This window comes from Nostoc sp. NMS2, from assembly GCF_017115105.1.
Classification (GTDB): Bacteria; Cyanobacteriota; Cyanobacteriia; order Cyanobacteriales; family Nostocaceae; genus Nostoc.
In genome coordinates this window covers 1-21,588 of the sequence record NZ_JABXKH010000105.1, presented here as the reverse complement: position 1 = coordinate 21,588, position 21,588 = coordinate 1, and the positions used below count along the sequence as shown (strand labels likewise).

General features: G+C 39.4%; 19 protein-coding genes and 1 tRNA gene. 14 read left to right on the top strand and 6 right to left on the bottom strand.

Annotation, left to right across the window (positions count from 1 at the left end; translation table 11 throughout):
- Nucleotides 1-180: 180 nt before the first annotated feature.
- The 12 genes from HWQ36_RS19095 to rfbD all read left to right on the top strand — a co-directional run bounded on the left by HWQ36_RS19095 (nucleotide 181) and on the right by rfbD (nucleotide 13,049).
- A complete protein-coding gene (locus HWQ36_RS19095; protein WP_292705249.1) occupies nucleotides 181-1,002 on the top strand; it encodes a class I SAM-dependent methyltransferase in 822 nt (273 codons plus the stop codon).
- Nucleotides 1,003-1,100: 98 nt separating this feature from the next.
- Entirely contained in the window at nucleotides 1,101-3,350 is a 2,250-nt protein-coding gene (locus HWQ36_RS19090; protein ID WP_292705248.1) for a hypothetical protein, read from the top strand.
- Nucleotides 3,351-3,379: 29 nt separating this feature from the next.
- A complete protein-coding gene (locus tag HWQ36_RS19085) occupies nucleotides 3,380-4,138 on the top strand; it encodes a class I SAM-dependent methyltransferase (RefSeq protein ID WP_292705247.1) in 759 nt (252 codons plus the stop codon).
- A gap of 168 nt (nucleotides 4,139-4,306) precedes the next feature.
- Nucleotides 4,307-4,498, top strand: a complete 192-nt coding sequence (locus HWQ36_RS19080) for a hypothetical protein (protein ID WP_292705246.1) — start codon at nucleotides 4,307-4,309, stop codon at nucleotides 4,496-4,498.
- A gap of 13 nt (nucleotides 4,499-4,511) precedes the next feature.
- On the top strand, nucleotides 4,512-5,957 hold the full coding sequence (locus tag HWQ36_RS19075) for a glycosyltransferase (RefSeq protein ID WP_292705245.1): 1,446 nt from the start codon (nucleotides 4,512-4,514) through the stop codon (nucleotides 5,955-5,957).
- A gap of 28 nt (nucleotides 5,958-5,985) precedes the next feature.
- Nucleotides 5,986-6,900, top strand: coding sequence for an NAD-dependent epimerase/dehydratase family protein (locus tag HWQ36_RS19070; protein WP_292705244.1), 915 nt, complete (start codon nucleotides 5,986-5,988; stop codon nucleotides 6,898-6,900).
- 55 nt (nucleotides 6,901-6,955) lie between these two features.
- On the top strand, nucleotides 6,956-7,984 hold the full coding sequence (locus HWQ36_RS19065; protein WP_292705243.1) for a glycosyltransferase: 1,029 nt from the start codon (nucleotides 6,956-6,958) through the stop codon (nucleotides 7,982-7,984).
- Nucleotides 7,981-8,898 carry a glycosyltransferase family 2 protein gene (locus tag HWQ36_RS19060; RefSeq protein ID WP_292705242.1) on the top strand — a complete coding sequence of 306 codons (918 nt, stop codon included), beginning with the start codon at nucleotides 7,981-7,983 and terminating at the stop codon, nucleotides 8,896-8,898. Before HWQ36_RS19065 ends, HWQ36_RS19060 begins: the two co-directional genes overlap by 4 nt.
- Nucleotides 8,899-8,916: 18 nt before the next feature.
- Nucleotides 8,917-9,987, top strand: a complete 1,071-nt coding sequence (locus HWQ36_RS19055) for a glycosyltransferase family 1 protein (RefSeq protein WP_292705241.1) — start codon at nucleotides 8,917-8,919, stop codon at nucleotides 9,985-9,987.
- Nucleotides 9,988-10,299: 312 nt separating this feature from the next.
- On the top strand, nucleotides 10,300-11,376 hold the full coding sequence (locus tag HWQ36_RS19050) for a glucose-1-phosphate thymidylyltransferase (protein WP_292705240.1): 1,077 nt from the start codon (nucleotides 10,300-10,302) through the stop codon (nucleotides 11,374-11,376).
- Between the two features lie 116 nt (nucleotides 11,377-11,492).
- Nucleotides 11,493-12,038 carry a dTDP-4-dehydrorhamnose 3,5-epimerase gene (rfbC, locus tag HWQ36_RS19045; RefSeq protein ID WP_292705239.1) on the top strand — a complete coding sequence of 182 codons (546 nt, stop codon included), beginning with the start codon at nucleotides 11,493-11,495 and terminating at the stop codon, nucleotides 12,036-12,038.
- 120 nt (nucleotides 12,039-12,158) lie between these two features.
- On the top strand, nucleotides 12,159-13,049 hold the full coding sequence (gene rfbD, locus HWQ36_RS19040) for a dTDP-4-dehydrorhamnose reductase (protein WP_292705238.1): 891 nt from the start codon (nucleotides 12,159-12,161) through the stop codon (nucleotides 13,047-13,049).
- Nucleotides 13,050-13,235: 186 nt separating this feature from the next.
- Here rfbD and HWQ36_RS19035 read toward each other — a convergent pair whose 3' ends face one another.
- Nucleotides 13,236-13,970 (bottom strand): 2-phosphosulfolactate phosphatase family protein, encoded by a 735-nt coding sequence (locus HWQ36_RS19035; protein WP_292705237.1) that lies wholly within the window; start codon nucleotides 13,968-13,970, stop codon nucleotides 13,236-13,238.
- Nucleotides 13,971-14,305: 335 nt separating this feature from the next.
- Here HWQ36_RS19035 and HWQ36_RS19030 point away from each other — a divergent pair, with 335 nt between their 5' ends.
- Both HWQ36_RS19030 and HWQ36_RS19025 read left to right on the top strand, forming a co-directional pair.
- Nucleotides 14,306-14,725, top strand: a complete 420-nt coding sequence (locus tag HWQ36_RS19030; protein WP_292705236.1) for a BlaI/MecI/CopY family transcriptional regulator — start codon at nucleotides 14,306-14,308, stop codon at nucleotides 14,723-14,725.
- Nucleotides 14,725-15,564 carry a M56 family metallopeptidase gene (locus tag HWQ36_RS19025; protein WP_292705315.1) on the top strand — a complete coding sequence of 280 codons (840 nt, stop codon included), beginning with the start codon at nucleotides 14,725-14,727 and terminating at the stop codon, nucleotides 15,562-15,564. Before HWQ36_RS19030 ends, HWQ36_RS19025 begins: the two co-directional genes overlap by 1 nt.
- Before the next feature lie 199 nt (nucleotides 15,565-15,763).
- Here HWQ36_RS19025 and HWQ36_RS19020 read toward each other — a convergent pair whose 3' ends face one another.
- From HWQ36_RS19020 to HWQ36_RS19000, 5 genes are all read right to left on the bottom strand, one after another.
- Nucleotides 15,764-18,757 (bottom strand): C2 family cysteine protease, encoded by a 2,994-nt coding sequence (locus HWQ36_RS19020; protein ID WP_292705235.1) that lies wholly within the window; start codon nucleotides 18,755-18,757, stop codon nucleotides 15,764-15,766.
- Nucleotides 18,758-19,108: 351 nt separating this feature from the next.
- Nucleotides 19,109-19,180: transfer RNA gene (locus tag HWQ36_RS19015), tRNA-Asn, on the bottom strand.
- 144 nt (nucleotides 19,181-19,324) lie between these two features.
- On the bottom strand, nucleotides 19,325-19,876 hold the full coding sequence (locus HWQ36_RS19010; RefSeq protein WP_114082779.1) for an NYN domain-containing protein: 552 nt from the start codon (nucleotides 19,874-19,876) through the stop codon (nucleotides 19,325-19,327).
- 340 nt (nucleotides 19,877-20,216) lie between these two features.
- Nucleotides 20,217-20,894, bottom strand: coding sequence for an ABC transporter ATP-binding protein (locus HWQ36_RS19005; RefSeq protein WP_292705234.1), 678 nt, complete (start codon nucleotides 20,892-20,894; stop codon nucleotides 20,217-20,219).
- Between the two features lie 13 nt (nucleotides 20,895-20,907).
- Nucleotides 20,908-21,180, bottom strand: a complete 273-nt coding sequence (locus HWQ36_RS19000) for a hypothetical protein (RefSeq protein WP_012410874.1) — start codon at nucleotides 21,178-21,180, stop codon at nucleotides 20,908-20,910.
- Nucleotides 21,181-21,588 lie beyond the last annotated feature (408 nt).

Sequence of the window (21,588 nt, the reverse complement as noted above, 5' to 3'; positions counted from 1 at the left end):
GCACCGATTACTTTACATAAAAACAAACTTTAAGTTCAGTTAAATTTAATGTTGCTCATAATTTTTATCAACCAAACTAGGAAACAATCTGTGTGGTTTTAGTTGATTTTTTTACCAAACACAATCGTTTAGTATATTAAATTATATACACAATATTTGCAAAATTCACGATCATAAATTATGAATGAGACTGATTATAGCTTAGGCTGTTGTATTTCTGCTGAGGAGTGGGCTGGGTTAAATCGTGTAGGTGTTTTTGAAAAGCCAGATTTAACATCTTACGTTGCTCCTTTTCCCCCTCAAGAACTGATGTATAACGTTTCTGGTTTACAGAATAAAAAAGATTTTGCATCCCACGGTGTTGATTTATTTCAAGCATATTCACAAGCTTCACCTATCCCACTGACTGAGTATCAAAATCTTCTAGATTTTGGCTGTGGTTGTGGTAGATTGGCGAGAATGTTCAAAGGACATCCTCATAAAGTGACTGGATGTGATATCGATTCACGTCATATAAAGTGGATTAACGACAATCTTACTTACATGACATCAGTAGTAACATCTGCTCATCCTCCCCTACCATTTTATGATAATCAATTTGATGGAATAATTGCCAATTCTGTATTTACTCACTTGAATGAAAATAGCCAAGATGAATTTTTGAGTGAGCTTCAACGCATTTGTATTCCTAATGGATATTTATTGCTGTCTATTCATGGGGAGCATGCGTTGGAACGTTCTATCAATGAAACAACAATCCGCGATATGATTTCTGTTGAAGAAAAACTCTTCCAAAAGGCACGTAGTGCTTTTGCTCAAAATCAATATGCTTTTATTTTACAGCAAGGTCATTTAACTACTTCTTTTTTTGAATATGGGATCACTTTCATTCCAGAATTATATATTCGGAATCATTGGAGCCGTTGGTTTAAAATAGTTGATTATTGTAAAGGTGCAATCCACTCATGGCAAGATATTGTAGTTCTCAAGCCTCTAAAATAGATACTCAAACTGTTATTAAATATAAATTACTAGTTAATATAGAGCGGTGTAACTAAAATAAATGGCATTTCTTTAAATGGGAATAATGCTAAAAAATAGTGATTGCTAATATCTCTTTATACTTCTCCACCATGTATTTAAAAATGAAAAAAGAATATTTACCTTTAGCAATCTTAATTCTAGCTTTAACAACATTAGGAACTATACTATTTCTCCATGTTTCTTTAAGTCAGCAGATTCCTTTTTTTGACGCACTAGATTATATAACCAAGGCTAAAAATTTCTGGAATACTATTCACCAATTTCGTTGGTTGGAACCTCAAGCTTGGGTTTCTCCCCTAAATATTCAGCCGACAGTAAGACCTCCTGGAACTATTTTGATGTCCTATCCGCTTGGATTTTCAGATAATCCTCATGGATTTTTATTCAGATCCATTTTTTTACCTATTATTTTATTTGTAGCAGCACTATGGATAATTGCCAGACCATATTGTGCAACTTTAAAAGATCAATGGATATTAGTTACTTTATGTCTGGCATTTGCTACTCTACCCTTATTTTATCATTTTGAACCCAGTATAGACAGCAGACTAGCTTCGCCTACATACTGGGGACTCGTAGATAACTTTATTGCCTCTGTAGCAGCCCTAGCAACAGCCTTAGTTATACGGGGTGTTCAGGAAGCCTCTATCCGTTTAACATTTACCGGAATTATTACCAGTACATTCTGTTTATTTATCAAGCCATCAGGTGGTTTGGTTATGGCTGCAATTTTATTGATTTGGTCAACACATGGAATTGTGCGATATAAATGGCAACAAAATCTTTTTATTCGTAAGTATTTAATTCTAAGTTCCATTACATTTATATCTATCTATGGAATTGGGTTATTGTTGGCTTTTAAATCTAATTATTTCTCTATTGAAAACATGGTATATGGCAAAGATGCCATGAAAGTACTAAAGCAAGACTTCAGTATGGGCATTAGTAAAGATTCTTTGCAATTTTTAATTACACAAATACATATTTCTTTTGGTTGGCATTGGCTGACATTCATTTTTTTTACAGGGGTATTTAGTTTTGTTTATATAAGCAAACAGGCTAATATAAACTCTATCAAATCATTGCCAGTAGATTTAATCGGTACATTAGGTGTTTTGTTAATTGGTTTATGGTTTTGGTTAGTAGCAACTGATCAGTCACAGATTCGCTATTTTTTCCCATTTGCTCTAATTTGTATTGTCTTATTATTTCCAAGGATAAGAAGTTTATATAGTAAAGTTCCTGATAGGTATTTAAAGATAATGATGGCTTCATTGGTTTTTCCAATGTTGTTGTTATCGCTTCTTTTGCTTATTTCTAGTCCATCAATTTATTTACAGCGCATTTTGGGTGTAAACCTCACATCCGGTTCTTTAACCCATGAGATACAGCAAGCTAAATTATTGATAGATGATTCTAGAAAAATCAAACGTGATTTGATTCTTTACTCTATAGTTATGGATAATATTGCTGGTATGTTTGCAGGTGTTGGACAATATGAAAAAATCTTGCACCCAAATCTAACCTCTTTTGCTGTTAAATCTGCAATCAGTTGGACTACGGAATCTACTTTTAGATTCTATCAGATGCTTTCGAGCGATTATTTGCTGCTGTTTCAACCAATTAAAAATAAACTTCAAGCAATTAACATTCTTAAAAATATAGAAGTGCCGAACTTTGCTGCTGAAACTAATCTTTTTCATGCTTGGTTAAGCACTATCAATTATGATGATGCTGGTTTATCAGTTGAATCTGAGACATCTTTGAGGTTGTTAAAAATTATTGACAAAGTAAAATTTGAAACCGCTCTGAATCTATTAAGAGGCAAATATAAATTGAGAAAGGTTTTTCTTGAAGCCAACCCGGTCAAATGGATAGATGCCGAAACAGAAAAGGCGCTAGTAGCTAAGAGCTATCCTGCATTTCAAGGTATTCGTTTTGGAAACCAGTTTACTCTCTTGGGGGCTTTCACTAACGACACAGAGGATGGCTTAACAGTTGAACTTGTTTGGCAAAGCCTTAAGGATCAACCTCTAAAATATTTGAATTTTGTTCATATTCTTGACGCATCAAAAAATATCATAGCTCAGGCAGATTATGAGCAAGATACTGGCAAGCGGATAGTCAACAAAGGCACACTATGGCATGACATAGTAAAAATTCAAGCTAATAAACTTAATGGTGCAAAAGCTATTGGTTTTGGTATTTATTCACCATCGTCCACATTCTTGGTTACTGATCGTGGCCCCAGTGATTGGAACAAGCATCGTTTACTCCTTAACCTAGATATGAATCAAAGCCAATAGCTAGACTAAAAATATACAACAAATTAACTATGTCTAAGTTTTTTACAAGAAATCAAGATGATTATTTTGCTCAGTCTTGTCAGCAACGGTTTAAATGGCAAACTGAAAACCCATTTATTTCTAAGTCAGAACGAGAACTGTTGAACTATTTGCCCATTGTCTCAGGTTCTCAAGTTTTAGAATTAGGATGCGGCACTGGTAGCAATTTATTTAACTTGAAAGCTATTGGTAAAACTTTTTCTTTTACTGGTATTGATATTAACTATGAGGAAATTGAATTAGCTCAACAGAAATTTTTAGATGCTAATTTTATGGTAGGTGATGCGACTAATGTTCAGCTTCCTGATGAATCTTTTGATTTGGTTTTTTGTCGAGATGTAATTCATCATATTAATCCATCTGAGCAAGTTAAACTGATTCAGGAGATGACTAGGCTCACCAGAGTAGGGGGACAGGTTGTTGTTATTGAATCAAACGGTCTAAATTTTGTCGTTTGGGTTTTTGGCAAGTTAGTTAAAGCTGAAAAATATCTGGTAAAGTCTACTCCAAAGTATATTATTAGGTTAATTAAACAAATAGACAATTTAGAAACTTTTGGGCTTGCACCTAAATTTGTAGAACCTTGGAACTTCTTTCGGTTTATACTACATTATAATTTCGGCTTACCAAAGCTGGCTGAGAGTCAGATAGTTTGTAGTTTGCTCACACAGATGGTTAGTTTGTTTAGCAAAATAACCCCCTCTCATCGGTGGGCTTATATGGTTTTCACAATGGTTAGGAAAGACTAAATTATGAGCGTGAATAGTCGGAGCGATCGCGAAAAAGGACATTGTAATGCTTTAACGACAGGTTCAGGCAGTGTTTGGTGAGGATTAATTACAAAAGCGAGACGACTTCACCTAGATGAACGAGCCAAGTTATTTATCCGGTATGGTAGTCTAAGCTCTGGTAAAGTTGTGATTGAGCCTGATGCTAACAATGCTGAGTTTATAAAACATTTGGCTACCTCTGGTGCTACTATCGTTGGGGTTGAGATTTTACCTAATCAAGTGGCGATCGCTAACCAACACTTAGTTGACTTTCGCAAGGTCTTGGAGATTATCTCCAAATATATGCTCAAAACTAATCCGAATCAATCAAAAAATTAACAATTGACTATCAATGAATTTTTCATCTTCAACTTATCACAAGACTTTAATTAAAGCATCCCTTCAAACAAATAATTACGATCTTGAATATTGGCACAGAAAAAATCGTTACTACTATGATAGTATTGAGTCTCTGTATCGCTTTTTAGTACCGGAAGGACAACGAGTTTTAGAGATTGGTGCAGGTACGGGTTCATTGTTAAATGCGGTTCGACCAAGTTATGGGGTAGGTATTGAGATTGTCCCGGAAGTGTGTCAGTCTGCACAAGAGATGTTTCCTCATCTATACTTCAAAACGGCTGATATAGAGGAAATAGAAATAGAGGAAACTTTTGACTATGTAATTTTGTCAGATACTATTTGCTATTTTGAGGATATTCAAAAAGCTTTTGAGCGAATTCGCTCAGTTTGTACGGATTCAACACGCTTAATTATTAGCTTTCATAACCCTGTCTGGAATCCTATTCTCCAACTTGCCGTTTTTCTAAAACAAAAAATGCCAACTGTTCCTCTTAACTGGTTAAGTTATGAGGATACAAGTAACCTCTTAGAATTATCCGGTTTTGAGGTAATTCAGCATGGTTCCAAGGTACTTTTACCTAAAAAAGTTCCGATAATAGCGCCATTCTTGAACCGTTTTATTAGTCCTTTGCCAGGATTTAACCAACTGGGTTTAGTAAACTTTATTGTGGCTCGATTAAGTCCTTATGAGTCCAGAATTAAATATCAAAACCGACTCAAAACTTGTTCTGTCATCATTCCAGCACGTAATGAAGCGGGAAATATAGAAAGCTGTGTTACTCGTCTTCCTAAAATGGGTGAGCATACCGAAATTATCTTTATTGAAGGTCACTCTCAGGATAATACTTGGGAAGAAATTCAAAAAGTACAAGCTAAATATGGCGAAAAAATTGATATTAAAATCCTTCAACAAACAAAAAGAGGAAAAGGGAATGCTGTTAGAGAAGGATTTGCGATCGCTACTGGGGATATCTTAATCATTCTAGATTCTGATCTGACTGTACGCCCAGAAGACCTACCACATTTTTTTGATGCCTTAGCCTCAAATCGATGTGAATTTGCTAATGGGTGTCGTTTGATCTATCCTTGTTCCAAGGAGGCTATGCCCTTATTAAATCTTTCAGCAAATCGTTTTTTTGCATTTTTACTTTCTTATCTGATTGATAACCGGATTAAGGATTCCTTATGTGGAACGAAAGCTATATCCAAAATTAATTATCAAAAAATTGCTGACAATCGCAAATATTTTGGTGATTTCGATCCTTTTGGAGACTTTGACTTATTGTTTGGAGCATCCAAACTGAATCTGCATATTTCTGATATTCCTGTCCGTTATTACCCTAGAACCTATGGGCAATCTAATATTAAACACTTTCAAGAAGGTTTGTTGCTGTTAAAAATGTGTTTATACGCAGCCAAAAAAATTAAGTTTTATTGAACCACATAGTAAATTTTTAGATTAATTTATGCGGACTCTAATTATTGGAGGACATGGTTTTATTGGTTCACATCTTACTAACTTATTAGTTGCAAAAAACCAGTCAGTACGAGTTTATAATCATTCACTTAACCCTTATCTAAAACCTTTGGATGAAGTGGAGTATATTTATGGTGATTTTGGCGATCAAGATTTGTTAAAAATAGCTTTAAAAAATGTTGATATTGTTTACCAATTGGTTAGTTACACTATTCCAAGTACATCAAATGATAATCCCATTGGAGATGTGAATTTAAATATAATTAATACACTAAAATTTTTAGAAAATTGTGTTAATGCTTCCGTACAAAAAATTATCTTTCCTTCCTCTGGTGGCACAGTATATGGATTGCCTCAACAGCTTCCTATTTTAGAAACACATCCTACTGAACCAATTTGCTCTTATGGTATTACTAAATTAACTATTGAAAAATATCTTTATTTGTATAACTATTTATATGGTCTTGACTATAGTATTCTCCGTATTGCTAACCCTTATGGCCCTGGACAAAATCCTACAGGTAAGCTTGGTGCAGTAACTGTATTTCTTAATCGTATACTTCAGCATCTCCCAATTCAAATTTGGGGAAATGGAGAAGTAGTTAGGGATTATTTATATATCTTAGATGTTGTTCAAGCTCTCTATGATGTCCAAAATCCTAATTTAACTGAAAGATTATTTAATATTGGCAGCGGCCAAGGAATTTCTCTCAATGAGTTACTTGAAAAAATTCGTCAGGTGATTCAAGACGACTTTAAAGTCGAGTATATACAGGGAAGAAAAGTTGACATTCCTACAAATGTTCTTGATATTACCAAAGCAAAGGCTGTTCTTCAATGGCGGCCTACTGTTCAACTAGAAACTGGTATTAAAGAAACTTGGCAATGGTTAAAAAGTCTATAATAATCTTTATCTTTTTAAATTTATCTTCAACCTAAACCTTATAAATTTAACTCAAATGCATGGTAAAGAAAAAATTGGTGTTGTTTTAGCGACGTATAATCCTCAACTTGAATATTTTCAAAAACAAATTCAATCTATTCAAAACCAGACTTGGAAAAACTGGATTTGTCATATTGTCGATGACTGCTCACAACCTCAATATCAAGCTGAAATTAAAAAAATTGTTGACAATGATTTACGATTTATCGGTCATTTTCATAGTGAGAACGTTAAGCATTATTACAATTTTGAACGTGGTTTGAAATACTGTGCTGCGGACTCTACAATTACAGCGATCGCATTTTCAGATCAAGATGATATTTGGCAACCAGAAAAATTAGAAATATTGATCGCAAAACTGCGCTCAGAACAATTACTTTTAGTTCATTCTGATCTGGAACTTATTAACAGTCAGGACGAAACTATAAATTCTTCTACCTGCAATTTTGAAGGACGTAATCCTGAAAAAGCTACGGTGGAATTATTACTGCTTCGCAATGTGGTAACGGGATGCTCGTTGTTATTTTGTACTTCTCTACTCACATATATTTTACCGTTTCCCCAACAAAATGAAATTGGTTGGCATCATGATTGGTGGGTAGCATTGGTTGCAATTCAAAAAGGTAAAATTGGTTATATTCGGCAATCATTAGTCCGGTATAGACTCCATAGTTCTAATACAGTAGGAGCAATGCAAAATGCTGGAGATTTTTACACTGAACTTCTGCTGTGGTTAACGAAAAAATATCGAATTAGAGGTAAAAGTTATTTAATTCATTGTAACTTGAGTAAAGCATTTCAGGCTAGATTCTACCACGAGTTAAACTCAAGCTGGTATAATCCCTTTGAGGATGAGCGGTTAGATTTTGGTTGGGCTATTCTTAAGCTTTGTTACCAAAGTTTAAAAGCGGGATATCGTTCTGAAGGCATAGCACTAAGAATTTTGATTTTTAAAATTTTATTCGATATTCAACGAGTTCAAAATTATATCTTCAAGGTGTTGCCTATATTTCCAGCAACTAAGAGCAATATCCAAAACAAATGAACCAGAAACAACCTATCTCAGTATCCTTTATTTTAGTTAACTATAATGGAGCAGAAATTTTACCAGATTGCTTAAACTCTATAGAAAAATTTATTGATATACCTAACCATGAAATTATCGTTGTAGATAATGCATCTACGGATGGTAGTGTTGAATTGGTTGCAGAAAAATTTCCAGAAGTTAGTTTACTTAAACAAGCTAAAAATTGCGGATTTGGAGCGGGAAATAATGCAGGTGCAAAAGTTGCTAGTGGAGAATTCTTATTTTTGTTAAATACTGATACTGTACTTACTAGTAATATTATATTCCATTTAATTGAATTGATGCAAGCAGACCCAAAAGTCGGAATTATCGGGCCAAAATTGCTCAATCCAGATGGTAGTTTACAAATTTCTGTTTCACCAGCTTTAGGAATTAAAGGAGAATATCAAGCTCGTCAGATGCATCGAGATTATCTAAATATCTCTCAGCAAAATTTGATTGAGCAGAAATTTCAAGAAATTCAAGAAGTGGATATTGTTGTTGGGGCTGCTTTTTTTATTCGTTCAAGTTTATTTCATAAATTAGGCGGATTTGACGAAACCTTTTTCATGTATTTTGAAGAATCAGATTTATGTCAAAGAGCGCAGTATCAAGGATATAAAATTATTTATACGCCTCATGTATCTTTGATTCATTTGAAAGGATATTCAATTCAAAAGGCTGCAAATACAATGGCTATAGAATATAGACGCAGCCAGATTTATTATTATCAAAAACATCGTCCTTTGTGGGAGCAATTGCTTTTATATCTATATCTTTTTTATAAATTCTTTGGCGAATTTCTCACCACAGCTAATCCTAACAGTTTAAAAATCATTATTTTGTTATTTACGGTTAAAAAAGCTGCGGTTCAAGTATCTGTATCTAATTAATAATACAGTAATTTTATTATGTCTATTCTAGCAAATTTATCTTTTGCTCCAACTCAACCCACCGGTTGGTTAAGTTATAGTTTGAATTTATTAAAAGAGCTAAAATATTTAGATATTGATGTATTAAGTCCAAGAGAAATTTCTGGTATTAAATGTTATGATTCTCCATCAGATATAACTACAGATTTTGGCATAAATGGACATTTAAAACGCCTGCTATGGACACAATTTAAACTGCCAAGTAGATATCATAAAATAAAGTCTACATTACTATTTTCTCCTATCCCAGAGGCTCCTTTATTTTCTTCCTGTTCTTATGTAATTACTGTTCATGATTTAATTCCTTTAAGATTTCCACAATGGTTTTCTATAACGCAGCAACTTTATTGTAGTTATTATGTTCGGGCTGTAATACAACAATCAAAACACGTTATTTGTAATTCCACGGCAACGGCTGAAGATTTAAGCAAGTTTTTGGGAGTTACGGAAGACAAAATAACTGCGATCGCACTAGGATATGACAGCGAAAATTTTCGTTTTTTAGACTTGCCAACCCGAAATTATTTCCTTTATTTAGGACGGCATAATCCTCACAAAAATCCTGAACGTTTAATTACTGCTTTTGCTGCGTTACCTAACTGCAAAGATTACGAACTGTGGTTAGCAGGGCCAAGCGATCGCCGTTACACCCCAAGTTTAAAAGCGCAAGTTGCACAACTCGGCATAACTAATCAAGTGAAATTCCTAGATTATGTTCCTGACAGCGAATTGCCAAAAATCATCAATGAAGCGATCGCTCTAGTCTTCCCCAGTCTCTGGGAAGGCTTTGGTTTACCCGTTCTGGAAGCAATGGCTTGTGGTACTCCCGTTATTACCTCCAATCTCTCCTCCTTACCAGAAGTCGCTGGAGATGCGGCGATTTTGATCGATCCCTACGACACCGAAGAAATTACAGAGGCAATGCAGGCTGTTGCAACTGATTCAGCATTGCGATCGCACCTTTCTAGCCAAGGCATCATTCACTCCCAACAATTCAGTTGGGAAAAAACTGGACAAGCGACCGCCGAAGTCTTATCCCGCTACGTGTAGAATATTACCGTTGAGTAAACCAGAGAGATGAGGGACTAGGGACTGCGGACTGGAAAACAACTCTTAGGGAACTCCAAAAAATAAATTATCTAATTTCTGTACTTCACTGCGATTTTCCCTCCCCCTGCCCCCTGCTCCCTGCCCCCTGCCCTTAAAGCGATGGGATATTTTTTTATTTGGAAGTCCCTTAGGCTAATACCCAATACCCAGTCCCTAATACCCAATGCCCAATACTTCGACTTACCTCGACTTCGCTCGGCACAAGTCGCTCAGTACAAGTGCCCAATGCCCCATGCCCAATAAAAAATCCTGATGAAAGCACTAATTCTCTCTGGTGGTAAAGGTACACGCCTACGTCCCCTCACTTATAGCGGAGCCAAACAACTCGTACCAGTTGCTAATAAACCTGTTTTATGGTATGGCATTGAAGAAATGGTCGCGGCTGGGATTACTGATATTGGCATCATCATCAGCCCGGAAACTGGAGCAGAAGTCCAAGGGAAAACCGGAAATGGAGAATACTTTGGAGCAAACATCACCTATATCGTACAAAAGCAGCCACTCGGACTTGCTCACGCCGTCCAAATTGCCCATCCCTTTTTAGGAGATTCTCCCTTTGTCATGTACTTGGGCGATAACCTAATTCAGCTAGGGGAGTTACGTTATTTTCTGCAACAATTTAGTCAACAACAGCCAGATGCTCTGATTCTCTTGCGTTCGGTTGCCAATCCTAGCGCCTTCGGTGTGGCTGAGGTAGATGATACTGGACGGGTATTACAGTTAATTGAAAAACCGAAAGTTCCTCCTTCAAATCTGGCATTGGTAGGGGTTTATTTCTTTTCTCACCTCATCTATGATGCGATCGCAAATATCCAACCTTCCAGCAGAGGCGAACTAGAAATTACGGATGCTATTCAATACCTAATTAATCAGAAAAAGCAGGTTGTAGCGCACAATCTCCAAGGTTGGTGGCTTGACACGGGTAAAAAAGATGACCTATTAGAAGCTAACCGATTGATTCTCGACACCTATCTAACAGCATCAGTTCTTGGCGAAGTTGATGCCCAAAGTCAGATTATTGGGCGAGTCCAAATCGGTACAAAATCTAAAGTAATTAACTGCACAATTCGGGGGCCAGTAGTCATTGGTAGTAATTGTCATTTAGAAAACTGCTTTATTGGCCCTTATAGTAGTATTGCTAACAATGCGACACTCATTGATACTGATTTAGAACACAGTGTGATTTTAGAAGGCGCTAAAATTGCCGGAATTCATCAGCGCATTATTGATAGTGTGATTGGGCAACGGGCACAATTGACTCTTGCACCTCGCCGTCCCAAAGCCTTGCGATTTCTAATTGGTGATGACTGTCAAATTGAACTAACCTGATTTACTTGTTGAAAAGAGGAAAAGCCACGGTCGAAGTTTTACCTGCAAGCTGTAAAATACAAGCATTAAATTACTCTCACAATTAACACTATAGTGGGTTACTCGAAATAATATTGATGAGTATTGTACATACCAAACTTCCCGAAGTTATACAACTCGAACCCAAAGTATTTGCAGACGATCGCGGATTCTTTTTTGAAGCCTACAACGACCGAAAATTTGCTCAAGAGACTGGTATTGTTACCAACTTCGTCCAGGATAACCACTCTTGCTCTAAACAAAATGTTCTGCGGGGATTGCACTACCAAATTCAACAACCCCAAGGTAAACTTGTTCGGGTTATTGTTGGTACTATCTTTGACGTAGCCGTAGATATTAGAAAAAGTTCGGCTACCTTCGGTAAATGGGTAGGTTATGAACTCAGTGCTGAGAATAAACGCCTACTGTGGATACCACCAGGCTTTGCTCACGGATTTATTGTGCTTTCAGAAATAGCCGAAGTTCTCTATAAAGCTACAGATTATTACGCACCCCAAGGCGATCGCACAATTCTATGGAACGATCCAGATTTAGCGATAGATTGGCCGGTGAGTGCTACACCGATTTTATCAGCTAAAGACCAAGCGGGTAAATCATTGAGAACTGCTGAAGTATTTGATTAATTGCTCATTGGTCATTGGGCACTTGTACTGAGCGAAGTCGAAGTATTGGGCATTGGGAATTGGGCATTGGGCATTAAGTGAATAACAGACAAAGGACAAAGGACAAATGACAAATGACAAATGAGTAAATCAATTTTGCTGATTGGTAGCAACGGTCAAGTGGGTAAGGAACTAGAACAAATCCTCCCAAGCTATGGCGATATTATCTCAGTAACACGCCCAATAGTAGACCTTGCCCAACCCGATAACCTCCGCAACTTTATCAGAGCAAAACAGCCGCAAATCATCATTAATGCTGCTGCTTACACTGCTGTAGACAAAGCCGAAAGCGAACCCGAACTTGCTAGCGCTATTAATACTATTGCACCCCTAATTATTGCCCAAGAAAGCCAAAAATTAGGAGCTTTTCTAATTCATATTTCAACCGATTATGTTTTTAATGGTAATGGGTATCGCCCTTACCAGGAAACCGATGTAACTAATCCCTTAAGTGTTTATGGTAAAACCAAACTTGCTGGAGAAGAAGCAATTCGGCAAACTTGCGCCCATCACCTCATCCTCCGCACTGCTTGGGTTTATGGAACCTTTGGCAAAAGTAATTTTGTCAAAACCATGCTGCGACTAGGTTCAGAACGCCAAGAACTTCGTATTGTCGCCGATCAAATTGGTAGCCCGACTTGGGCGCAAGATATAGCCGCAGTCATTGCCCAGATGATTCCCCAGTTAACCCCAGAAATTAGCGGCACTTATCACTATACTAATAGCGGCGTTGCTAGCTGGTATGACTTTGCAGTTGCCATTTTTGAAGAAGCTCAACAGCTAGGCTTTCCTTTAAAAGTTGAACGTATTGTCCCCATTACAACTGCCGAATATCCCACACCAGCAATTCGCCCAGCTTATTCTGTGCTTGCTTGTGGGAAAATTTCTGCAATTATAGGTACTTATGCCCCTCATTGGCGACAAAGACTTCGGCAAATGCTCACAGAATTAAGAATAGGGAATGGGGAATAGGGAATGGGGAATGGGGCATTGGGCATTGGGCATGAAGAAGAGATAAGGGGGACAAGGAAGAGGGGGGAGACAAGGGAGAGACTTGTTCAATAATTCCCCCTTGTCCCCCTTGTCCCCCTTGTCCCCCTGCTCCCCTGCTCCCCTGCTCCCTCATCTCCCCATTCCCCATTCCCCATTCCCCACTCCCTATCCCCTTTTCAATACTCCCGTTTCATGCTGGATGGGTAAGACATCTAAAATATCTGTTTGGGAACAATATTTTAAATCATCTAGACAGTCAAGACGCAACAATCGTTGGCCATGACTAGCTTGGTGAAGTAATCCTAATAAATTATCTTGCCATTGAGAGTAAAGAGCGATCGCACTAATTACTTCATCATTCCCAGCTAATTCCTCTTGTGACAACTGTGTTTGTTGTAAAAGACTATGAGCGATCGCACCTGCACAAACTGTATCCTCTAAAGAAAAGCTACCTTCCCAACCGGAACCGACAATCCACACTGTCTCTGGTTGTTTATCCAGGAGAAATTGCACCACCGCCGCCCGGTTAATCAAGGCTGCTGCTAATAGATTTGGGGAGTCTTGTACCCGTTGTAAGGCACGAGTGCCATTAGTGGTACTAATAAATAACCGCCGCCCATGCACTAATTCTGGTGTGCAGTCGAGGGGAGAGTTACCCAACTCAAAGCCAGGTACTTTCGCGCCGCCGCGTTCTCCAGCCCGTAGCCGTTTTTCAGATGGCCATTTTTCGCTAACTTCAATTAACTGATCTAAATCGCTGAATACTTGTACAGCTTCGCCTCCAGCTGCCAAAACTGTCGCAATTGTGCTAGTGGCTCGCAAGACATCGACTGCGATCGCACATTCTGGCGCTTTACCCGTTGGAGTCAATTCAGGAGTGTGGTATACGAATAGCTTCACGCGCTGGATACACCTGCTTTAATACAACTGCCGCAAATAACATTCTACCCAGTTGGTGTCACTAACTATAATTACAATTACTCCTAAAGATTTTTCTAGCATCAGAATGCATTATGTAACCTATTCAATACATGAATACTCAAAAAGTCGATTTTTATGCTTATGGACTTTTAGACTTGCTGCATTATCCTGTAATGTAAAACAAGAACAGACTTTCTAAAGCTGTATTTGGCATTCCAAGTTAGCACCACTACGCATACTGACTAACCTTGCCAAACAAAAACCGAAATTTTCACCTCCACTTCGCTTATCCAAAATCTCAAATCGAAATCGCTATGGCACCTTTACCCGACTACCGCCCTAAACAACTATCTTTAGGCCCATTGGAAGCGGAAATTTTAAATATCATCTGGGAACTTGGTTCAGCCACAGTCAAGGATGTACACGATCGCATTTTGACCGATCCCAACCGCGAATTAGCGTATACTTCTGTCACCACCGTTTTACGTCGCCTCACTGATAAAGGTTGGTTAACCTGCGACAAGAAAGAACGGGCATTCTATTGGCGGCCAATGCTAAGTAAGCAGCAATCAGATGTGATCAAAGCTCACGAGCAGTTACAGCGATTTCTGGCGGTGGGGAACCCCGATGTTATTGCAGCCTTTGCTGATAGCCTGGATGAAGCAGCTAGTGAGCAAATAGCAGCGATCGCCAAACGCATTCAATCAGCACGCCAAGCCAGGGAGGAACAATGATGCATCTGATGATGATTTTGACTGCTTTGGCAGTTGCCTGGTGCTTAAGATCCCCTTGGAATCAACTCCAAGGCAATTGGAATCTGCGATGGCAGCGATCGCTATTTTTGTTCCTCTTCCCACCCTTGCTAATTTTCATGACAGCGATCGCTGTGCTGTTCATGGGGCCTCAAGGACAAATGGGTGGAATGTATACAGGTTCAGTCAGCTATTTACTAGCATTAATTTATTTAGCATTTTTTGCCATTTCATGCATTAGACTTGCCTTTCAGGGTTGGCAGTCTGTAGAATCTGCCCGGAACTGCCCCCTAGTGAATGTTGGCGATAGACGAGCCAGATTGCTGCAAACGGGGGCACTGTTCGCAGGTCAAATTGGTTTTTGGCAACCAGAACTAGTGGTTAGCCAAGGATTAGTGCAAACTCTCTCACCGGCTCATTTAGAAAGCGTCTTAGCCCATGAGCAAGGCCATCACTATTACAGGGATACATTCTGGTTTTTCTGGCTGGGTTGGGTACGTTCCTGCACTGCATGGTTGCCAAATACAGAGCCTTTGTGGGAAGAACTTTTAGCTTTGCGCGAACTCCGTGCCGACGGTTATGCAGCATTGAAAGTAGACCCTCTGGTGTTAGCGGAATCACTTTTATTAGTAGTTAGTAGCAGCCCCGTCTTATCAGAAATTTGCTGTGCTGCATTAGGCTCCTCTGGTACAGATCGCTTAGAACAAAGAGTAGAAGCTCTATTAGCACCACCAGAACCAACCCCAGAAGCTAAATTGCAATCCTGGCATGGCTTTCTGTTGGCGTTCCTGCCTCTACTAACTGTGATATTTCATAGTTAAGTTGAATTGAAAAAGCTGTAGCAATCCTATTTTATTTGTGAGAATTGAAAGCCATAGATCCCCGACTTTTTTGATAAGTCGGGGATTTTTGCTAACGAAAGTCACGCTAAGTATCCCAATTAATCAGCCTGAAATTATCAAAGAAGGCAGGAGGCAGCAGGAAAACAACCCTCTGCCTCCTGCCTCCTCCAATCCAGCTTTAAGCGAAAGCGATCGAATCAAAACTACTCCTAAATTCGGAGAAGGACAAATCAACAAACCCATCATTTGCATCTCCGTTCGGTGAAAGACCATCTATACCCCAAGGATTACGGACTGTAATTCGCTGCTCACCACTGGTAGAAACATAGGCATTTGTGACTGCATAGGCATGACCACCAACAATATAGGATGTGTTCGATTGTGTGTATCGGCCTAGCTCTATAGCCTGACCATTCTGAAGGGAATTAACTATTTGGGTGAAAGTGACACTACTAAAATCACCTGTACCTCCTGCACCGTATTGCGTTGCCGTGCGTCCTGTAACGAACCCAAGGGGACGGTAGGGATGATCGCCATTACCAATCAGATTATAGCCAGCAGCACCTTCTCGCCATTCGCGCCACTGAGCATAGGCCCGCTCAACTAGCGGCGCCCAAAGTACATTAGAGGAGTCGCTCAGGTTTCTACTACCATTAGCACTGGCACCAAATAACTGATCATTGTAGGTTGCCAAGTAACTATTAACAGTTACCCAGTTAGGAGTACCGCTATCATAGAAGCGAATAGTGTATGTATTATCACCATTGTCAATTATCATACTGTCAATAACTGAACTACGCTGATTACCAAAATCATTGGATTGCGGCCCAAAAGTAGCGCCTAATGCTGACAAAAAAGCACAGTCTCCAAGGCCGCCTTGATCAATATCGCCAATCTGAGCATATCCAGAGCTACCAAATAGATTACCTTGGGCTTCTGCATACGTGAACCCGTAAGAACTACCCCCTTGTTGCTCTGAAAACTGAGCTGTTGCAGCAAATGTTCCTAAGAACCAATTACCAAGGACATCAGACTCAAACTGATTAGCAGATAAGTTCGCGGATGCAGCTTCAGATACCCTGGTAGATAGATAACCTACATAGTCTGGCATTCTAAAACGTGTACTATTAGCGACTAATGCCCTTAAATCTGTTACCTCAGTGCCATCAATTACAGAATTATCTTCTGCGTTACGAAAGATCGCCAACATATCATTGCGATCGAGTGTTCCGTCAGCAGATCGGCTACGGACTATGGTTTGCAATGCTGCATCAGTAATGTTTTGGGTGAACCAGTCCTGGTTTGATGAGCCAGATGTGGTAGTCAGGGTATAGGAGCCTGTCAGATTAGTGGAGAAACTACTAGCCCAAATGCCGTAGTTGATTCCAGACTGGACAGTAAAAGTCAACTCAGAGTTAGTAGTGTTTGAGTTTGAATTATCATTAAAAAGAATTGTCGAACCATTATCTGCATTGACCAAATAGAGATAACTGTCAAATGCAGAAGAGTTTAAATTGATCCGAATCTGCTGACCAGCACTCACTCCTGTTAATTGATAGTAGTCATAATAATAATTACTGCTGAATGTATCACTGCTATCTAAGGAACCAGCCACTGTCTGATTATCACCAATACTTGCCTCACCCGATGTCGTCGTCGAAAGATTGTAGTAGCCAGTTCCATTAGCATAATAACTAGCAACACGGATGATGTAATTAGTTCCAGATTGGACTGTAAAGCTTAGTTCTGAATTAGTCGTGTTCCCATCAGAGTCATCGTTGTAATCAATGAGTTCCCCTGTTGAGGCATTCACCAGTTGCAGGTAAGTGTCAAAATCGGCTTCCAGATTGATCTGCACCTGTTGACCAGCAGAAACCCCAGTCAAACTATAGTCATCGCGGTAACTACCCGACCGAGTGGGGTTATCAAAGTCATTAAAACTCAAATCACCATTAAGCGACTGGTTCGCACCAATAGAGCCTGCACTTGTGCTGGTAGGGACAGCAGTAAGGGTGTAATTTCCTATAGACTGGGCATCATAACTGCTGCAACGAATAATGTAATCAATTCCAGATTCAACTGTAAAGCTCAGTTCTGAGTTGGTGCCGGAACCTGAGTCATCGTCCTCGTTAATCACTTGCCCCGTTGACGCATTAACCAATTGCAGGTAAGTATCAAAACCAGCATTCATCTTCAACTGGATTTGCTGACCAACAGCAATACCTGTCAAACGATAGTCATCACCGTAGCTCCCTAAACGGGTGGGGTTAGCGCGATCGCTAGCAGATAAGCTAACACTAATTGTTTGGCTTCCAGTTTGCAGATTAATCGTCCCAGCTGATACTTCTGCACCAGTCAAGAAACTTCCATATTGGGTACCACGACGTCCTTCTCTCTGACCATAGAGTACGAAGTGATCGTAGGACTGGGAGTTGTTGAAGCCAGCTGCTCTCAAGTCAGCGTTATTGGCAAGGTAGTAACTAACATTAAACGATGATGAAGATGCTCGTCCCTCACCCAGACCATTCAGTTCAAAGTGTTGATATAACTGTTGATTATTAAGACCTGCTGCTGCCAAGTCCGAGTAGACATTCCGATAGTAATTAACGTCAAAGGTAGATGAAAAATTCCGTCCTTCATTCACCCCAGCTAACTCAAAGTGATTCAGTAGAAACTGTCTGAAGCCTGGATCTGCTGCCAATTGATCTGGTCGTCTACCTACGGAATTAGCATATCCCGTTACCAAGTCTGGGTTATTATTTGCATACCGATTAATATCGAAAAACTGTGAAAATCTGCGTCCTTCTCCCACACCATAGCTGCTGAGATGATTAAATGCTTGTTCCCTGTTACCTCCAAATGCTTGATTTACGTCGGGGTTAGCATTTAAGTAAAAGTTAATATCGGCAAACGGTGAGAAGCGCCGTCCCTCAGCTACGCCATAGTTTTCCAGATGGTTAAATAATTGCTGGTTGGTTAACCCAGCTGCTGCTAGGTCAGGGTTACTAGAGCGATAGAAATTGAGATTGACAAACGGCGAGAAGGAACGTCCTTCGTTCAAACCATAATTTTGAAAGTGCGATAGTAATTGTGTATCTGTTGTTAATCCTCCTGCTCCCAAGTCTGGGTTGGCAGTGCGATAAAAATTTGCGTCGAACAAATTAACAGACATAGAGCTTTGCTTCGATACTAATTAGGGAAAATCCGAGCATTTGAGCATAGGACGTTCAGTATCAAAAATCTTTATAATGAACGTTGTCAACTCTCAAACATACTGAATCTACAAAATGAAATTGCTACTTTTCGGATTTTTGCTCAAATATTTTTACAAAACGCCACTACTTACTTTCAAAGACCCCAACTTATTGCAGTTGCGTTTACGCAAAAGCTGTTAGAGTCCCAGCACTTGTTGAGGACAATCACCAAAAGACCTATGATTCAAAAATGTCACAGATAGATCAAGCGGCCATAGATTACTGAAGGATAATCTAGAATCCAAAATTTAAAATCCAAAATTGTAAAACTCCCCAGGCTGGATTCGAACCAGCGACCAATCGATTAACAGTCGATCGCTCTACCACTGAGCTACTGAGGACCACTCACGATTTATAATCTTAGGGCTAAAAATAGTATTTGGCAAGTACTTTCGCCAATATTTTTTTTAGATGTTTGATTTAGATAATTTTTGCAGCTAAAATCCATTTAAAAACTTAAGCAGAGACTCTTAAATACTAGATATCTACTGTAATCCCATTCGTAATTCAGCCAGACGTTGCCGTGCTTTAGCATCAATAGCATTAGCTAAAAACCTACTCTTAGATTGCTTGCGCGTATGATATTTCTGTCGCATCCGGCAGACAGTAGCTTCCACTTCCCCACAAAGTTGTTGCGCCGACAACCATTCAGCCCCATACCCCTGTATCATCAACTGCTGCGCCCGATCTGATGTAGCAACAATCACACGAGAAATTAAAGATTGGGCTATTTGGTGACGAAAAGAAGCACAGGATTTTTCAATATAAGTATCTGCTGTCTGCCCAAAATCAGTGTAATAAACTGATAAAAGCTCAGTAATGATTTCTTTATTGCTAGAAGAATTCTGATATTGGGCATCAAAAACTATCTGAGTTGTATAACCTTGAAACGCACTATAACCAGTCATTGCTTCGACAAGTTCGCCCCGTGCGGCCTCTAACCCAACGCTATCACGTGTTTTTTTAAGGCAAGGCCAAGCGCCTATTATATTGTAGCCGTCCACTAACAAAACGGCTTGGAGTAAGGAACGGGGCATGGTTTTTAATCACAATTTTCTAGAGTTAACAAAATTCATTCATAAGTTTTATAATAATTGATGCATTGTCTGTAACACTATGCTACACAGAATAAAAAATACGGCAGCCTCATAAAACTACAACCTAAGATAGACGTACCAACTGAAAACGCGCCTTTGTTTAAAAGGCGCGTTGCAGTTCTTTTTTAGTAGTGGTGAAAATGAAGAGTGCTGAGTCAAAAAACTACATATCAAGAACACAGCACGTATCGAGTATGAAAGTGCTAACTACTTTTTATTTTACTCAGCACTTAGCACGGGTTAAATGCCCCGCTATCCATGTACAGCACTCAGCCCTAAATTAATAGGTTTCGCTGTGTACCTCCATTAGACGTTGTTTGAGGCGTTGGGCTTCACCTCTATCTACCAGAGAGCCTTTTTCTAGCAAAAAAGCGCCGTCACAGTAATTTAACTCGTCTAATCGATGTGTTACCCACAGGGCTGTGATTCCTCTACTTTTGACAAGGCGACGGACACTAGCAACTAAATCCAGCTGGCTATCTGGATCTAATAAGGCAGTGGGTTCATCTAATAATAAGACTTCACAGCGACGGGCGATCGCACCTGCGATCGCCACTCGTTGTTTCTGTCCCCCAGAGAGTGCATAAATCGGTCGTCGTTGGAGGGTAAGCAAATTCACCGCTCCAAGCGCCTCCTCAACTCTGGCTCTAGTAGCAGCAGGTGGCAACTTTTCTTCCACCAATCCAAAAGCCACATCAGCACCAACCGTTGGCATCACCAGTTGATGATCTGGATTTTGGAAGACAAAGCCAACGGGGTGCAAAACCCTAATTTCGCCAGATTCAGGAGCCAATAACCCCGCCAGCAGTCTAAGTAACGTTGATTTTCCACTGCCATTTGTCCCCAAGAGCATCCAAAACTCACCCTTGGGTACTTCTAAAGAGCAAGATTTGATAACTTTCTCTCCATTTGGCCAACTGAAATTTAAATCCTTGACCTCAATGCCCACTTGAGCCATTTGTCAACCTTGGTTACTCAGCAGCTACAGCGAAAAATCCAGGTGGTCTGCCACCACCAGGGGTTGTACCATCTTTTTGAACAATCTGCACCCCAGAAATTTCACTAGCGCGGACAGCAATTTTTTTCTCTGTCTTGCCCTCACACTTGAGTTCCACAATGTCAGGGTTCCCAGAACGGATTGCTGCCAAAATTAGCTGATAGACAGCCTCAGCATCCTCTGCTGACTTACGTTGTACCGAGATAGGGAAAGCAGTGTTTCTGATGCTTAAATCGATGGTAAACATTTAGCAATAATCAAATTTAACTGTGGACTCATTTTAGCGTCAGCTGACTGATTCTAGGGAAATGGGCATTGGAAGAGGCAGAGGGGCAGGGTGCAGAGAGCAAGGGGGAGAATTCAAATTACCTCTTTCCCCTCTGCTCCCCTGCTTTATCTACCTCATCTGAGTCAAAAATTAATTTTTATGACAAAACCCCTAGAAAAATTAGCGATTTACACCTAATATGATTAAAGGTGTGTAAAAAATTGTAAACTTGGTTAACAACCCGGTTAACTTTCTGCTTATGGAAGGCTTTTATATAGCCATCTATAATACAGATACAACCTGTACTTATAAACATTTGGAGATTTGCTCTAATGACCATCGCAGTTGGACGTGCGCCCAGTAGAGGGTGGTTTGACGTTCTAGACG

Excerpts from the sequence above, each read along its gene's own strand:
- HWQ36_RS19095 (WP_292705249.1), top strand. The coding sequence starts at position 181 with ATGAATGAGACTGATTATAGCTTAGGCTGTTGTATTTCTGCTGAGGAG.
- HWQ36_RS19085 (WP_292705247.1), top strand. The coding sequence starts at position 3,380 with ATGTCTAAGTTTTTTACAAGAAATCAAGATGATTATTTTGCTCAGTCT.
- HWQ36_RS19075 (WP_292705245.1), top strand. The coding sequence starts at position 4,512 with ATGAATTTTTCATCTTCAACTTATCACAAGACTTTAATTAAAGCATCC.
- HWQ36_RS19070 (WP_292705244.1), top strand. The coding sequence starts at position 5,986 with ATGCGGACTCTAATTATTGGAGGACATGGTTTTATTGGTTCACATCTT.
- HWQ36_RS19065 (WP_292705243.1), top strand. The coding sequence starts at position 6,956 with ATGCATGGTAAAGAAAAAATTGGTGTTGTTTTAGCGACGTATAATCCT.
- HWQ36_RS19060 (WP_292705242.1), top strand. The coding sequence starts at position 7,981 with ATGAACCAGAAACAACCTATCTCAGTATCCTTTATTTTAGTTAACTAT.
- HWQ36_RS19055 (WP_292705241.1), top strand. The coding sequence starts at position 8,917 with ATGTCTATTCTAGCAAATTTATCTTTTGCTCCAACTCAACCCACCGGT.
- HWQ36_RS19050 (WP_292705240.1), top strand. The coding sequence starts at position 10,300 with ATGAAAGCACTAATTCTCTCTGGTGGTAAAGGTACACGCCTACGTCCC.
- rfbC (WP_292705239.1), top strand. The coding sequence starts at position 11,493 with ATGAGTATTGTACATACCAAACTTCCCGAAGTTATACAACTCGAACCC.
- rfbD (WP_292705238.1), top strand. The coding sequence starts at position 12,159 with ATGAGTAAATCAATTTTGCTGATTGGTAGCAACGGTCAAGTGGGTAAG.
- HWQ36_RS19030 (WP_292705236.1), top strand. The coding sequence starts at position 14,306 with ATGGCACCTTTACCCGACTACCGCCCTAAACAACTATCTTTAGGCCCA.
- HWQ36_RS19025 (WP_292705315.1), top strand. The coding sequence starts at position 14,725 with ATGCATCTGATGATGATTTTGACTGCTTTGGCAGTTGCCTGGTGCTTA.
- HWQ36_RS19020 (WP_292705235.1), bottom strand. The coding sequence starts at position 18,757 with ATGTCTGTTAATTTGTTCGACGCAAATTTTTATCGCACTGCCAACCCA.
- HWQ36_RS19010 (WP_114082779.1), bottom strand. The coding sequence starts at position 19,876 with ATGCCCCGTTCCTTACTCCAAGCCGTTTTGTTAGTGGACGGCTACAAT.
- HWQ36_RS19005 (WP_292705234.1), bottom strand. The coding sequence starts at position 20,894 with ATGGCTCAAGTGGGCATTGAGGTCAAGGATTTAAATTTCAGTTGGCCA.
- HWQ36_RS19000 (WP_012410874.1), bottom strand. The coding sequence starts at position 21,180 with ATGTTTACCATCGATTTAAGCATCAGAAACACTGCTTTCCCTATCTCG.